The following is a 13,474-nucleotide window of genomic DNA, read 5'->3' on the forward strand; positions in this document are numbered from 1 at the left end:
CGCAGGGCGGTAGCGCCACCTTCAGGCGTCAGCTCACCTGCCACAGGCACACCGGCCTGGCCGTTCGGCACGTCGACAAGGTTCGACGAACCGCTTGGCGCCCTGGAGAGGTCGCTGTTGCCGACAGCGGTATCGCGGCCAAGGTCCGGTATGCCAATGCCCGGTAGATTGACCCCGGGGATGCAACCGCGCAGCCCGAACAGCAGCAGGAGCAGTAGCGCCAACAACAGCAGGAACGGCAGCAGCCAGCGCCAGTTGCGCCACCACGGCAGGCGAGCGACGGCAGCGGCTGGTAGTGCCGCTGCTGCCGGTGCGACCGGTGCAACGGGCGGCGCCAGCGGCGCGGCGACAGGCTCGGGGATGGGGGCTGTGCGTGGATACAGGCAATGCAGGGGCTGCCGGCTGCGCTCGGCGCCGGCATGGATAAAGCCCCAGAAGGTCAGTACCGGCCGGCCGTCGACCAGGTAGACAAAATTCTCGTCAGGGAACGGCACCACACAGGTGAGCAGCTTGCCGAACACGGCATTGTCGCCCTCGGCAGCCTTTCTGGCCGTTGCCGAGGGTTGGCCATTGGCGTCCAGGCCGAGCAAGGTGTTGCTGAGTGCGTTGATCTTGCTCTGCAGCATTTCAAGCTGCACCCGTGCTGGCGCGCGCTCTTCCTCGGTGGCACTGCTCCAGGGGATCACATCGCCCGGGCGGTCGCTGTACCAGTCGATGGTGTTGCCCAGCTCGTCGCTCTGGGGAATGGCCAGGTGCTCGATCAGCTCCGGATGGTCCGGATACTTGCGGCGAATCGCTTCGCGAATCTGCAAAGCCGCGCGATAGATGGGCTGGCCGGTCTCGCCCAATGCGGTGAAGTGCTCACTTCTGCCGCTGCGTAGTAATACTCCGCGCATCCTTGTAGACCTACCTAGTCTATTAGCCGAATCCATTCGGTATCCCTTAATCAATACCGAAAAACCGAGCAACACTAATGGCAAAGTGCTTTTTTCGTCAATTCATATGGCTGCTTTTTGGCGTCAAAGCAAGAATTATCCGGTTACACTCCGCGATCCGATCACCGGCATCGGCACCTCATCATCGACGAATGGAGCACGAAGAGCATGAGCCTTTGGGATGACCTGAAGAAGAAGGCCTATGATGCCAACCCGGAGCTGGCCGCCAAGGCCGCCCAGGCGTTGGAGAAGGCCCGCGACCTGGCGGTGGAGGCAGGGCAGAAAGCCGCGCCCATCATCAAGGAAGCCAGTGACAAGGCCGCGGGCTACGCACAAGAGAAAACCCCGGTGCTCAAGGCCCAGGCCTTGAAGGCCATCGACGATGCGCGCCAGCGCCGTGCCAAGCTGCAGGAGCAGGCCAGGCAAGACAAAGCCGCGCGCGCAGAAATGATCCGCACCATGTACGACGTCACCCTCACGCCGGAAGACGTCAACTTCATCGAAGAGCCATTCAACCACTTCGAGCGGCAGCTGATGTTCTTCGTGCGCAATGGCGAAGTGCTCGAAAGCGAGAAGCGCAACCAGACGCACATGGATGCCTATCACTCGCACCAGGCAGGCGGCGGCACCCTCTGGAAGGGTACCGGGACCATCGCTGGCAGTTCATCCACCCTGCAGGTCAGCGCCCGCAACGTTCAGGAGCATGAGTTCTGGGTGCGCCTGGAAAACGGCACCGAGGCGTGCTTCCAGCTGAACAACAACGATGTCCGCATTCGCCCAGGGCAGCACGTGAGCATGGCGTTTCTGCGCAACGCCAACCAGGACATGGGCCAGATGGTAGCGCTGTACAACCACAATGCCGGGCAGAACTACGTGACCTTGTCGCCCAAGGGGATCAACCAGCAATTCCAGCTTTACCTGAAAGAGCCCGGTATCTTCAACGCCAACGAAGTCAACGGCACCCGCGACCGGCTGCTGCAGGCGCTGGGCAAGCGTATGGATCAGTTGGCCAGGTACATGGCCCTGCACGGCGACCGGCGCGGCGGCCAAGTGATAGACGTACAGCCGGAATAAACGAAAAAGCCCCGGGAGATCTCCCAGGGCTTTTTTGATATGGCGCACTCGGCGGGATTCGAACCCACGACCCCTGCCTTCGGAGGGCAGTACTCTATCCAGCTGAGCTACGAGTGCAACGCGCACGCATGATACCCATCTGTATCGGTGGCGTCCATCGCCTTGATCCGTAGCTGTTTTTACCCGTTGCAAGTCAAAGGGCGATCAGCTCCGGCCGCAGGCCTTCCACCCGACGCGCCGGCTGCGGAAGGTAGCCGCCGTCGCCGGTAATCTGGTGCAGCACTTTTTCGCGCAGGCCGTGCAGGGCAACGCCGGTGCGCAGGCGTGGGCGCGGCAGGTCGACTTCCACCACCGCCTTGATCCGCCCAGGGCGTGGCTCCAGCACCACCACCCGGTCGGCCAGGTAGGTGGCTTCTTCGGCGTCGTGGGTGACCAGCAGCGTGGTGATGCCAGCCCGGTCGCGAATGGCCAGCAGTTCATCCTGCAGTTGCTGGCGGGTCAGCGCATCCAGCGCGCCAAACGGCTCGTCGAGCAGCAGGATGCGCGGGCTGGCCACAAGGCCGCGGGCGATCGCCACGCGCTGGGCCATGCCGCCGGACAACTGGTGCGGGTAGGCCGACTCGAAGCCCGCCAGCCCCACCAGTTGCACGAACTCGTGCACCCGCCGGGCGCGCTCGCCCTGAGTGAGGGACTGGTTGGCCAGGCCCAGGGCAATGTTCTGCTCGACGCTCAGCCAGGGGAACAGGCGATGCTCCTGGAAGACGATGCCGCGTTCGCCACCAATGCCACTTACCGCACGGCCGTCGACGCGGATGCTGCCGCTGTAGTCGGTATCCAGCCCCACCAGCAGGCGCAGCAAGGTGGACTTGCCACAACCGGAAGCGCCGACGATGGCGATGAATTCGCCTTGGTTGATCGACAGGTTGAAGTTGCGGATCGCCTCGAGCGGTTGGCCGTCGACGCTGAACACTTTGCCAACCCCCTCGAAGCTGACCAGCGGCGGAGTGGTGTCGGGCTGATTGGCCGCGTGCAGATGCGAAGTATTGAAGGCGTTCATGCGGTTCTCCAGCGCGTGGCGCGCGATTCGAGGCGTTGTCCAAGGGTGCCGAGCAGGGCGCCGACCAGGCCGATCAGCAGCATGGCGGCCATTACCTGGTCCATGCGGAACAGTTGCTGGGCGCCGATCATCAGGCTGGCGATGCCACCGTCCGAGGGCATGAAGTATTCGGCGCCGATGGTGCCCAGCCAGGCGTAGATCAGCGACAGGCGCAGGCCGGCGAATATCGCCGGGGCCGCGCCGGGCAGCACCAGCAGGCGCAGGCGTTGCCACAAGTTCAGGCGCAAGGTGCTGGCGGCTTCGCCCAGTTGAGGCGAAAGGCTGGCGATACCGCGCTGGGTGGCAATCAGCAAGGGGAAGAACGCCGCCAGGCCGACGAACACATGCTTGGCGCCCTCGCCCAGGCCCAACCAGGCGGTGAGCAGCGGCACCCAGGCGAACAGTGCCACCTGGCGCAAGGCCGACAGGCTTGGCCCGAAGAAGCGTTCGGCAGGCTGCGACAGGCCGAGCAGCAAACCGGCCAGCAGCCCGGCGCCGCCGCCCAGCACCAGGCCGGTCAGGGTGCGCTGCAGGCTTAGCAGCAACGCCTCTGGCAATGAACCATCGGCCAGGCCGACCAGCAGGGTGTGCAACACATCAAGCGGCGAGGCCAGGATGTTCGAGTCGACCCAACCTGAACTGCTGCTGGCCTGCCACACCGCCAGCAGCGCCAGTGGCAGCAACAGGCTTTGCCAGCCGCGTGGCAGCGGCCCGCGCTGTTGTTCGCCGGTAGCTGCTTGTGGCCAGAACAACAGGCGCTTCTCAACGACAGAAAAACCGCGCTCGAGCACCGCCCCGACCAGCCCGATCACCAGGATGCACAGCAGCACCAGGTCAAGCATGAACAGCTGCCGCCCCCACACCATCAGGTAGCCGATGCCCTCGCTGGAGGCCAGCAGCTCGACCGCCAGCAGCGACGTCCAGCCAGTGGCCAGGGCCAGGCGCACGCCGGTAAGGAAAGCGGGCAGGGCGGCCGGCAGCAATAGCCGCAGCAGCACCAGGTGGCGCGGCAGGCCCAGGGCAGCCGCCGCCTCACGCAGCTTGGGCTGGGCATCGCGCACGCCTACCAGCGTGTGCAAGGTGACCGGCACCACCACCGCCTTTACCAGTACCACTAGCTTGAGCAGCTCGCCGATGCCGAAGAACAGCATGAACAGCGGGATCCAGGCCAAGGTAGGAATCTGTGCCAGTGCCACGAAGGTTGGCAGCACCAGCGTCTGCGCCCGTCGCGAAGCGCCAAGCCAGACGCCCAGCAGCAACCCGCCGCCGATGCCGACCGCCAGCCCCCAGAACAACCTTTGCAGGCTTATCCACAGGTGCCCCCACAGCTCCCCGGAGCCAAATTCGACCGCGCTCTGCCATACCAGCGCTGGTGCCGGCAGGATCTGCTCGCTCATCCAGTGCTGACGGCTGGCCACCGCCCACAACAACGCAATCCCTATAGGCAAAACCCACGGCAGCAAACGCACACCGACCCTGTAGGAGCGGCCTTGCGTCGTGATAGGGCCGCGCAGCGTCCCCCGAAGCCACCGCCGATTCCTGCTGAGAACTCCATTCATGGGCCATCTCTCGAAGCGTTGTGAGTTTATTCGTTTATGGAATTAAAAAATCCGACAAGCGATCTTCAAGAGATAAGAGCACGCCCCCTCTGCATACGGAAGCCTTCACCCGTTGCGTTTTCCTCATATTTTCCATGCGTATTCCGCAAGCTTCGTCCAGGCCCGCATAGCGCCTGATTTATGCCTTCCAGTTACTAAAGCATGAGCTTTTGATCTTTGTAGGTTCTAACCAGACTTGCCTAGCTTCTGGCCATAGCGCCGGCCATCGCCGGTGGCAGCCTGACCAGGAGCCTTGCCATGAAAACCCCGTTGCGCCACCTGATAACCGCCCTTGGCCTGGCCTTCACCCTCAGCGCCCAAGCGGCGGAGCCGAGCAAGCCAGAGAGCATTCGCATTGCGGTGCCCGACCTCAGTGCTGGCAGCAAGCCCAGCGCTGGCGGTGTGGTGGATGTGCTGCGTGACCAACAACTGCTTGAGAAGGCGTTCGCCAAGGACGGCATCCGCATCGACTGGCATTTCTTCAAAGGTGCCGGGCCGGTGGTCAACGAGGCATTGGCCAACGGCCAGGCCGACTTCGCCTACCTCGGCGACCTGGCCGCAATCGTCGGCAAGGCCAATGGCCTGGACACCCGGGTGCTGTCGGCGGGGGTGCGTGGGGTGAAGAGCTACCTGGGCGTGGTGCCCGGCTCCGGCATCAAGACCCTGCATGACCTGAAGGGCAAGCGCGTTGCGGTTTTCCGCGGCACGGCCAACCAGCTGTCGTTTGCCAGCGCCCTGGCCAGCCAGGGGCTGAGCGAGCGTGAGCTGAAGGTGATCAACCTCGACTTCAACGCCGCTAACGCAGCGCTGGCCGCCAGGCAAGTCGACGCGACCTGGGGCTTGTCCAGCCTGCTGTCGCTGCGTGAGCGCGGGCTGGTGGAGCTGCCGGTGAACTCGCGTGACCTGGAAGGCGCTGGCAGTACCCAGGCCGTGCTGCTGGGCACTGGCGACTTCATCCGCAAGTACCCCGATCTGGTGCAGCGCCTGGTCAACGCCCAGGAGCAGGCCAGCGCCTGGCTGCGCGATGAACACAACCGCGAGGCCTACCTCCACCTGGTGGCCAGCAATGCCAACTGGCCGCGCAGCATCCTCAGCGATGACCTGGCCAGGGAAGACCTTGCCCACTACTTCGATCCACGCCTGGACGCCGCATTTGTCGGCCAGCTGCAGCAGGGTGTGGACCTGGCTGCCAAGGAACGCCTGATCCGCCGTGGCTTCCAGGTGGCGGACTGGATCGAACCGCGTTTCCTCGACGCCGCCCTGCAACACCAACAGGCCGTGCAGGCCGCCCGCTGACTCGAACAACCCGACAATGACCGCAAGGACCACCACCATGAGTAATGCCGCCCTGGCCACCGTGCCACAAACCCTCGCCCTGGACATTCACCCGGTTGCCGGCCGTATCGGCGCCGAGATCCGCGGGGTGCAGTTGTCTGCCGACCTTGATGCCGCCACCCTCGATGCCATCCAGGCCGCGCTGGTGACGCACAAGGTGATTTTCTTCCGTGGCCAGACCCACCTGGATGACCACAGCCAGGAAGCCTTCGCCAAGCTGCTCGGCGAGCCCGTCGCCCACCCCACCGTGCCGGTGGTGGATGGCACCAGCTACCTGCTGCAGCTCGATGGCGCCGAAGGCCAGCGGGCCAACTCCTGGCACACCGACGTGACCTTCGTCGATGCCTACCCCAAGGCCTCCATCCTGCGCAGCGTGGTAGCGCCGGCCGCTGGTGGCGACACCGTCTGGGCCAACACTGCGGCAGCTTATCAGGAGCTGCCCGAGCCGCTGCGCGAGCTGGCCGACAAGCTGTGGGCGGTGCACAGCAACGAGTACGACTACGCCAGCCTCAAGCCTGACGTGGACCCGACCAAGCTGGAGCGTTACCGCAAGGTGTTCACCTCCACCGTGTATGAGACCGAGCACCCGGTGGTACGTGTGCACCCGATCAGTGGCGAACGGGCGCTGCAGCTGGGGCATTTCGTGAAGCGCATCAAAGGCTATTCGCTGGCCGATTCGCAGCACTTGTTTGCGGTGTTGCAGGGGCATGTGACGCGGCTGGAAAACACCGTGCGCTGGCGCTGGCAGGCGGGGGATGTGGCGATCTGGGATAACCGTGCAACGCAGCATTATGCGGTGGACGATTACGGCACCCAGCCGCGGGTGGTGCGCCGGGTGACATTGGCGGGTGAGGTGCCGGTGGGGGTGGATGGGCAGTTGAGCCGAACGATCCGCAAAGGCTGAAGGAGCCGGGGCCGCGCTGCGGCCCATCGCCGGCAAGCCAGCTCCCACACCGACCGCGCCGGCTTCGAGCCATGTGCAGTCCCTGTGGGAGCTGGCTTGCCAGCGATTGGAAGGGGAGCCCTGCCCACAGGTACTGCACATGGCTTGAAGCCGGCGCGGTCGGTGTGGGAGCTGGCTTGCCGGCGATTGGAAGGGGAGCCCTGCCCACAGGTACTGCACATGGCTTGAAGCCGGTGCGGTCGGTGTGGGAGCTGGCTTGCCGGCGATTCGGGGGTGAAGCCCCCGCCTGCTACACCTCGGTATCGCAGGCAATCAGTTGCCTGACCAGCCCATGAGCCAACGGCGACAGGCCATATCCCACCCGGCTTACTACCCCATAGCGGGTATAGAAGGATTCTTCCTGCTCTGGCACCAGGTCCGCCAGCTCCAGCGCCACCAGCCCTCGGTCCCGCTGATACGGCCGCAAGTTGGCATTGCAGGCAATGCCGATAGTGTCCGAATGCATCACCACATTCAGCAGCGCATACCCATGCTCGCACTCCACCGACGGCAGAAAGTCTTGCCGCCCGCTCAGGTCGCTGAGGATCTTGCGGATGTTCGGTGGGCGCAAGGTGGTGGCCAGCGGGTAGTCGAACACATCCCGTGCGCGCACTTCGGCCTGCTCGGTCAGCGGGTGGCCGGCACGGCAGCAGAAATGCCAGCGCTGCGGCGTCAGCTTGTGCACCTGGTAGTCCGGGTCGGACTCGAACTGGCGCGTGTCAGCGACGAAGAACTCGATCTCCTCGGCAACCAGCTTGCGGTTCAGTGCCTGCCAGTTATCGACCTGAAAACAGGTACGTGCCGCTGGGTATTGCGCCACGAAGCGGGCCACCGCCCGTGGTACCAGGCCACCGGCTGGCGCCGGCCCGCAACCGAAACGCACCAGCCCGTTGGTAGCGCCGTTGAACTGGTGGATCTCGTTGACCAGGTTATGCGCCCCATGCACCAGGCGCCGCGAATGCTCGAGCACCAGCAAGCCCTGGCGGGTGGGCGCCAGCTCCTTGCTGGCGCGGTCCACCAGGCGGCAGCCGATGTTGTGCTCCAAGGTCTGGATGCTGCGGCTGAAGGCCGATTGGGACAGGTTAACCGCGGCCGCCGCGGCAACGAAGCTGCGGTGTTCGACCAAGGCAATGTAGTGACGCAACTGACGCAGATCGATATGCATTTTCTACATTGAAACCTTCGGTCAAATGCAATTGCTGACAAGGATGAGTCCCCTTATAAAGGGACTTACTTATTCCACAAAATATGAATTACACATATTTATATCTCTTAAAAGAATATAAGCCCAACTGAATGCGATTCGGTTCCGCCAACGGAAATGCTCGCCAGGGCCCATGCCTCAAGGAGCATTTGCATGTCCGGACTTACCCGTTGGCCTGCGCGCGCGTCGCGTTTCACCTTGCAACCCTTGGCCGCTGGCGTGCTGCTGGCAGCATCATCGGGGAGCTACGCCGAAGAGCCGGTCAGCGCTGCACCTGCCGTAGAGCAGGAAGCCAAGCTTGGCACCGTCACAGTCAATGCCCGCCGCCGTGAAGAAACCGCGCAAAGCGTGCCCACGCCGATCAGTGTGCTGGACAGCGAAACCCTTGAAACCCAGCGCATCTACCGTGTGCAGGACCTACAGCAACTGGTGCCCAGTACCAACGTCGCCTACGTGCATGCCCGTCAGTCGAGCATCTCGATCCGTGGCCTGGGCAACAACCCCGCCAGCGACGGCCTGGAAGGCAGCGTCGGCATCTATCTGGACAACGTCTACCTCGGCCGCCCCGGCATGGCGGTATTCGACCTGCTGGACGTGGAGCAGCTGGAAGTGCTGCGCGGTCCACAGGGCACATTGTTCGGCAAGAACACCACTGCCGGCGTGCTGAACATCACCACGCGCAAGCCCACCTTCCACCGCGAGGGCAGCATCCAGCAGTCGATTGGCGAAGACGGTTACCTGCAGACCCAGGGCAGCTTTTCGGGGCCGATCAGCGACACGTTGGCCGGGCGCATCAGCGCCTACCGCAGCGAAGACGACGGCTATGTGAAGAACATCCACAACGGTGACGACCTGAACGGTGGCAAGCGCCAGGGTTTTCGTACCCAGCTGCTGTTCAAACCCAGCGAAACCTTCAACCTGCGCTGGATCGGTGAATACAACGAAGAAGACTCCAACAACGGCATCCTCAGCCTGTACAGCACTGGCCCCACCATCAATGGCGTGAACCGCTACGAGAGCCTGGCCGCCCAGGCGGGCGCGACGCTGGTGTCGGGCAAGGAGCGCAAGGTCAATTTCGACGCCGACCAACAGGTAACGGTGTTTCAGGGCGGTACCTCGGTGGAGGCCAACTGGACCCTGCCAAATGATTTCACCCTGACTTCGATCACTGCCTACCGCTGGTGGGACTTTACCCCGCGCAACGACGACGGCCTGAACGTACCGGTGTTCTACAGCGCCGGAGTCTCGGTACGCGACAAACAGTACTCACAAGAAATCCGCCTGGCTTCGCCCACTGGTAGCGTCTTCGACTACGTGCTGGGTGCGTACTACTTCAAGCAGGACCTGGACAACAAGTCCTTTACTTATTACGGGCCGCAGGCGGATATCTGGAATGTGACCCCGGCCGGCGCCCTGGCCAATGTCGATACCATCGGCAATGGCCACATCGATACCGACAGCTACGCGCTGTTCGCCCAGGGTACCTGGCACATCACCGACCGCCTGGATTTCACCGCTGGCATTCGCGGTACCTATGAAGAAAAAAGCGCCTGGGTGACACGCGATTCGCCGGTCGGTGGTACGGCAGTGACCGGCGCCGCTGCCACGGCACGTCAGGCCAGGGTCGGGGCCTACGACTCGGGTGACCTCAACCAGTACAGCTTCAGCCCCTCGGGCCTGCTGGGCATGAGCTACCGCTTCAACGAACAGTTGCTGGGCTATGCCACGCTTACCCACGGCGAAAAATCTGGCGGCATCAACCTTACTGTCGGCGCCGCGCCACGTTTGGGCACCGACTCGCTGCTGGTCGGCACCGAGCGGGTCAACAACGCCGAGGTGGGCTTGAAGAGCGCGCTGTTCGACAACCGCCTGCAGCTCAACACCAACCTGTTCTGGGCCGAGGTACATGGCTACCAGGCCAACGTCTACGACCAGATCAACCGCGTGCAGTATCTGGCCAACGCCGGCAGCGTTCGCTCGCGAGGCCTGGAGTTCGAAGCCACGGCGCTGCCGGTACGCGGCCTGACGGTCAACGTCAATGGCTCGTGGAACGACGTGCGCTACACCGAATACAAGGACGCGCCATGCCCGGCCGAGGTGAGCCTGGCCAATGCCACCGCCACCTGCGACTTGTCCGGTCATCAGGTGGTCGGTGCCTCCAAGTACATCGCCAACCTCAACACCCAGTACAAGTGGCGGGCGACCGACCACGTCGAGCCCTACGTCACCGCCAGCTACGCCTTCCGCTCGAAAGCGGTCGGCACCATCGACGATTCCGATTTCGGCCAGATCCCCAGCTACGCGTTGGTCAACCTCTCCGCCGGTGTGCGCCTGGACCAGGGCGACGGCGTGGTCGACCTGTCGCTGTGGGTGAAAAACGCCGGCGATAAAACCTACTTCACCAGCCTGTGGAACTCGGCCAACGGTGGTTATGCCGGCGTGCTCGGCACCCCGCGCACCGTTGGTGCCACTGCCCGTTACGACTTCTGAGCACAAGGAACTATGCCATGAATGCCAAGACCGAAACCCCTGCATTGCCTGAAGGCGCCTGCCTGACCGCCAGGGTCCCCCAGCGTGACCAGGCACTGCTCGGCGATGTTGTGGTCAACCCTTACCGGCTGGCGCCGCTGACGGCCATCATTCGCGACGGTGGGCGTGCGCTGAGTGCTGCACACGTGCGTGTACTGGGGCGTGGCGAGCGCGGCGTGGACATTGTCTACGAGGTGTCTGACCGCTCGTTGTGGACCTACGGTGGCATCCCGGTATTCGGCTTGTATCCGGATCATGTCAACCAGGTGGAAGTGACCTACAAGCTCGACGGCGAGCGCATTCGCGAGCAGTACCAGATCTACGCACCGGCCGTGCGCTTGCCGGTGGTGGCCAGGCAGACCGCCGCATTGCCGCACGTGGAGCCGGTCAAGGTAGCGCCAGGCTTCGAAAACCGCCTGTACCTGTTCAACCACCTGCAGGGTGACATCCCCGGCGGGCGGGCCTTCAAGTGGAACGGCCTGGGCGGCGCGGCGGAATGGGACCAGGTAGGTAACAACTGGATTGCCGACAGCAATGGCGATGTGCGCTGGTACCTGGATATCGAGCAGATCCACGACTCCAACCGCCGCGACGGCCTGGGCGGCACCATGGGCTTCCAGCAGACCCGCGACGGCAAGCTGATCTGGGGCCAGGGCCAGACGTATTCCAAGTACGACCTGCTGGGCCGGCGTATCTGGCAGCGCAATCTGCCCGACAAGTTCGCCGACTTTTCCCATGAAATCCGCGAGACCGCCAATGGCACCTATCTGCTACGGGTGGGCACCAGCGACTATCGCCGGCCCGACGGCAAGCGTGTGCGTTCGATTCGCGACCACATCATCGAGGTCAACGAGGCGGGGGATGTGTTGGACTTCTGGGACCTGAACCAGATTCTCGACCCTTACCGCGGTGATCTGCTGGAGACCCTGGGCAAGGCGGCGATCCAGTTGCCGGACGGGGTGCAGAAGCAGGCCGAACGGCTGGCCAACGAACTTGCCGAGGGCGACCAGCCCTTTGGCGACACCCCGGGGGTGGGCACCGGGCGTAACTGGGCACATGTCAATGCCATCGATTACGACGCAGATGACGACAGCATCATCGTTTCAGCACGTCACCAGGGCGTGGTGAAGATTGGTCGCGACAAGCAGGTAAAGTGGATCCTGGCCTCGCCACAGGGCTGGCCTGAGCGTCTGCGCCAAAAGGTCCTTACGCCGGTGGCAAGCGAGGGCTTTGACTGGTCGTGGACCCAGCACACCGCCTGGCTGACGGGCAAGGGCACGTTGACCGTGTTTGACAATGGCTGGGGCCGTGACTTCACCCCGACCAAGCTGACCGGTAATTACAGCCGTGCGGTCGAGTACCGCATCGATGAGGACAAGGGCACGGTCGAGCAGCTGTGGGAGTACGGCAAGGAGCGCGGCGACGAGTGGTACAGCCCGGTGACCTCGGTGGTGGCGTACAGGCCCGAGACCGACACCCAGTTCATCTACTCGGCTTCGGTGAATTTCCTGACCCCCGAGAAGCTGACCACTACCGTGCTCAACGAAGTGCGGCGCGGGACCCAGGAGGTGCTGGTGGAGCTGAAGGTGCACAGCCGGCAGCCAGGCTCTGTTGGTTACCGTGCACTGGTGATCGATCTGGCCAAGGCGTTCTGAGCCATCCCTCCGGGAGGGCCGTCGGTCCTCCTTTCACATTTCTTTCAGTTCATTCGTCTAACCTGTACCGGCCCAATCGCCGGCAAGCCAGCTCCCACAGGGACCCCACTAATTCCAGCACCTGTGCAGTCCCTGTGGGAGCTGGCTTGCCGGCGATTGGGCCGGCTGCCACAACACAAAAATGTGAAATTTCCGCCCGGCTGTTCAACCATTTGTTCTTTTTTTCGAACAGCCTATTGTCCAACACCCCAGCAGCCGCTTAGCATTCGTTTGAGATTTCAAACGCTCGATGCCCTGCCTTGGGCGCTTTTCAACAATCAACAATTCGGGAAGCCGACATGCAGCTCAAAGACGCTCAGTTGTTCCGCCAGCAAGCCTATATCAATGGTGAGTGGCTGGATGCGGACAATGGCCAGACCATCAAGGTGACCAACCCGGCCACCGGCGAAGTCATCGGCACCGTGCCGAAGATGGGCACTGCGGAAACCCGCCGCGCCATCAAAGCCGCCGACAAGGCCCTGCCGGCCTGGCGTGCCCTGACCGCCAAGGAGCGTTCGACCAAGCTGCGTCGCTGGTTCGAACTGATGATCGAGAACCAGGACGACCTGGCTCGCCTGATGACCACCGAGCAAGGCAAGCCGCTGGCTGAAGCCAAGGGCGAAATCGCCTACGCCGCCTCGTTCATCGAGTGGTTCGCCGAAGAAGCCAAGCGCGTCTACGGCGACACCATCCCGGGTCACCAGCCAGACAAGCGCCTGATCGTCATCAAGCAGCCAATCGGCGTTACCGCGGCCATCACCCCGTGGAACTTCCCGGCCGCCATGATCACCCGTAAAGCCGGCCCGGCCCTGGCCGCTGGCTGCACCATGGTGCTCAAGCCTGCCTCGCAGACCCCGTACTCCGCCCTGGCCCTGGTTGAACTGGCCCACCGTGCCGGCATCCCGGCTGGCGTGCTGAGCGTGGTTACCGGCAGCGCCGGCGAAGTTGGTGGCGAGCTGACCGGCAACTCCCTGGTGCGCAAGCTGTCCTTCACCGGCTCGACCGAAATCGGTCGCCAGCTGATGCAGGAATGCGCCAAGGACATCAAGAAGGTTTCCCTGGAGCT

10 protein-coding genes and 1 tRNA gene are annotated in these 13,474 nt (G+C 63.4%); 6 read left to right on the forward strand and 5 right to left on the reverse strand.

Annotation, left to right across the window (positions count from 1 at the left end):
- On the reverse strand, positions 1 to 896 hold an 896-nt coding region (locus HP547_RS15105), incomplete at its 3' end, for an SrfA family protein (protein ID WP_256676347.1).
- Between the two features lie 207 nt (positions 897 to 1,103).
- On the opposite strand from HP547_RS15105, the gene HP547_RS15110 reads away from it, so the two are divergent.
- Entirely contained in the window at positions 1,104 to 2,009 is a 906-nt protein-coding gene (locus tag HP547_RS15110; protein WP_172225935.1) for a hypothetical protein, read from the forward strand.
- A 40-nt stretch (positions 2,010 to 2,049) separates the two neighbouring features.
- Here the strand turns inward: HP547_RS15110 and HP547_RS15115 are convergent.
- The 3 genes from HP547_RS15115 to HP547_RS15125 form a co-directional block, all read right to left on the reverse strand.
- Positions 2,050 to 2,126: transfer RNA gene (locus HP547_RS15115), tRNA-Arg, on the reverse strand.
- Between the two features lie 76 nt (positions 2,127 to 2,202).
- Positions 2,203 to 3,066, reverse strand: a complete 864-nt coding sequence (locus HP547_RS15120) for an ABC transporter ATP-binding protein (protein ID WP_172286708.1) — start codon at positions 3,064 to 3,066, stop codon at positions 2,203 to 2,205.
- Positions 3,063 to 4,664 carry an ABC transporter permease gene (locus HP547_RS15125; RefSeq protein ID WP_256676348.1) on the reverse strand — a complete coding sequence of 534 codons (1,602 nt, stop codon included), beginning with the start codon at positions 4,662 to 4,664 and terminating at the stop codon, positions 3,063 to 3,065. Before HP547_RS15125 ends, HP547_RS15120 begins: the two co-directional genes overlap by 4 nt.
- Before the next feature lie 297 nt (positions 4,665 to 4,961).
- On the opposite strand from HP547_RS15125, the gene HP547_RS15130 reads away from it, so the two are divergent.
- Positions 4,962 to 5,999 (forward strand): ABC transporter substrate-binding protein, encoded by a 1,038-nt coding sequence (locus HP547_RS15130; protein WP_172286709.1) that lies wholly within the window; start codon positions 4,962 to 4,964, stop codon positions 5,997 to 5,999.
- A 37-nt stretch (positions 6,000 to 6,036) separates the two neighbouring features.
- Positions 6,037 to 6,942 carry a TauD/TfdA family dioxygenase gene (locus tag HP547_RS15135; protein ID WP_172225944.1) on the forward strand — a complete coding sequence of 302 codons (906 nt, stop codon included), beginning with the start codon at positions 6,037 to 6,039 and terminating at the stop codon, positions 6,940 to 6,942.
- A 289-nt stretch (positions 6,943 to 7,231) separates the two neighbouring features.
- Here the strand turns inward: HP547_RS15135 and HP547_RS15140 are convergent, their stop codons facing one another.
- Positions 7,232 to 8,146, reverse strand: coding sequence for a LysR family transcriptional regulator (locus HP547_RS15140; RefSeq protein WP_172286710.1), 915 nt, complete (start codon positions 8,144 to 8,146; stop codon positions 7,232 to 7,234).
- Between the two features lie 192 nt (positions 8,147 to 8,338).
- On the opposite strand from HP547_RS15140, the gene HP547_RS15145 reads away from it, so the two are divergent.
- From HP547_RS15145 to HP547_RS15155, 3 genes are all read left to right on the forward strand, one after another.
- Positions 8,339 to 10,675 (forward strand): TonB-dependent receptor, encoded by a 2,337-nt coding sequence (locus tag HP547_RS15145; RefSeq protein WP_172286711.1) that lies wholly within the window; start codon positions 8,339 to 8,341, stop codon positions 10,673 to 10,675.
- 17 nt (positions 10,676 to 10,692) lie between these two features.
- Positions 10,693 to 12,369: an aryl-sulfate sulfotransferase gene (locus tag HP547_RS15150; protein WP_172286712.1), complete on the forward strand. Its 1,677-nt coding sequence runs from the start codon at positions 10,693 to 10,695 to the stop codon at positions 12,367 to 12,369.
- A 338-nt stretch (positions 12,370 to 12,707) separates the two neighbouring features.
- Positions 12,708 to 13,474, forward strand: a 767-nt coding sequence (locus HP547_RS15155; RefSeq protein WP_172286713.1) for an aldehyde dehydrogenase family protein, incomplete at its 3' end; no start/stop codon positions are given.

Origin of the sequence: Pseudomonas sp. CM27, from assembly GCF_013179515.1 — a bacterium.
GTDB lineage: Bacteria > Pseudomonadota > Gammaproteobacteria > Pseudomonadales > Pseudomonadaceae > Aquipseudomonas.

Bases quoted from the DNA above. Each gene is read 5' to 3' on its own strand.
- HP547_RS15110 (WP_172225935.1), top strand. From the start codon at position 1,104: ATGAGCCTTTGGGATGACCTGAAGAAGAAGGCCTATGATGCCAACCCG.
- HP547_RS15135 (WP_172225944.1), top strand. From the start codon at position 6,037: ATGAGTAATGCCGCCCTGGCCACCGTGCCACAAACCCTCGCCCTGGAC.
- HP547_RS15130 (WP_172286709.1), top strand. From the start codon at position 4,962: ATGAAAACCCCGTTGCGCCACCTGATAACCGCCCTTGGCCTGGCCTTC.
- HP547_RS15125 (WP_256676348.1), bottom strand. From the start codon at position 4,664: ATGAATGGAGTTCTCAGCAGGAATCGGCGGTGGCTTCGGGGGACGCTG.
- HP547_RS15150 (WP_172286712.1), top strand. From the start codon at position 10,693: ATGAATGCCAAGACCGAAACCCCTGCATTGCCTGAAGGCGCCTGCCTG.
- HP547_RS15140 (WP_172286710.1), bottom strand. From the start codon at position 8,146: ATGCATATCGATCTGCGTCAGTTGCGTCACTACATTGCCTTGGTCGAA.
- HP547_RS15120 (WP_172286708.1), bottom strand. From the start codon at position 3,066: ATGAACGCCTTCAATACTTCGCATCTGCACGCGGCCAATCAGCCCGAC.
- HP547_RS15145 (WP_172286711.1), top strand. From the start codon at position 8,339: ATGTCCGGACTTACCCGTTGGCCTGCGCGCGCGTCGCGTTTCACCTTG.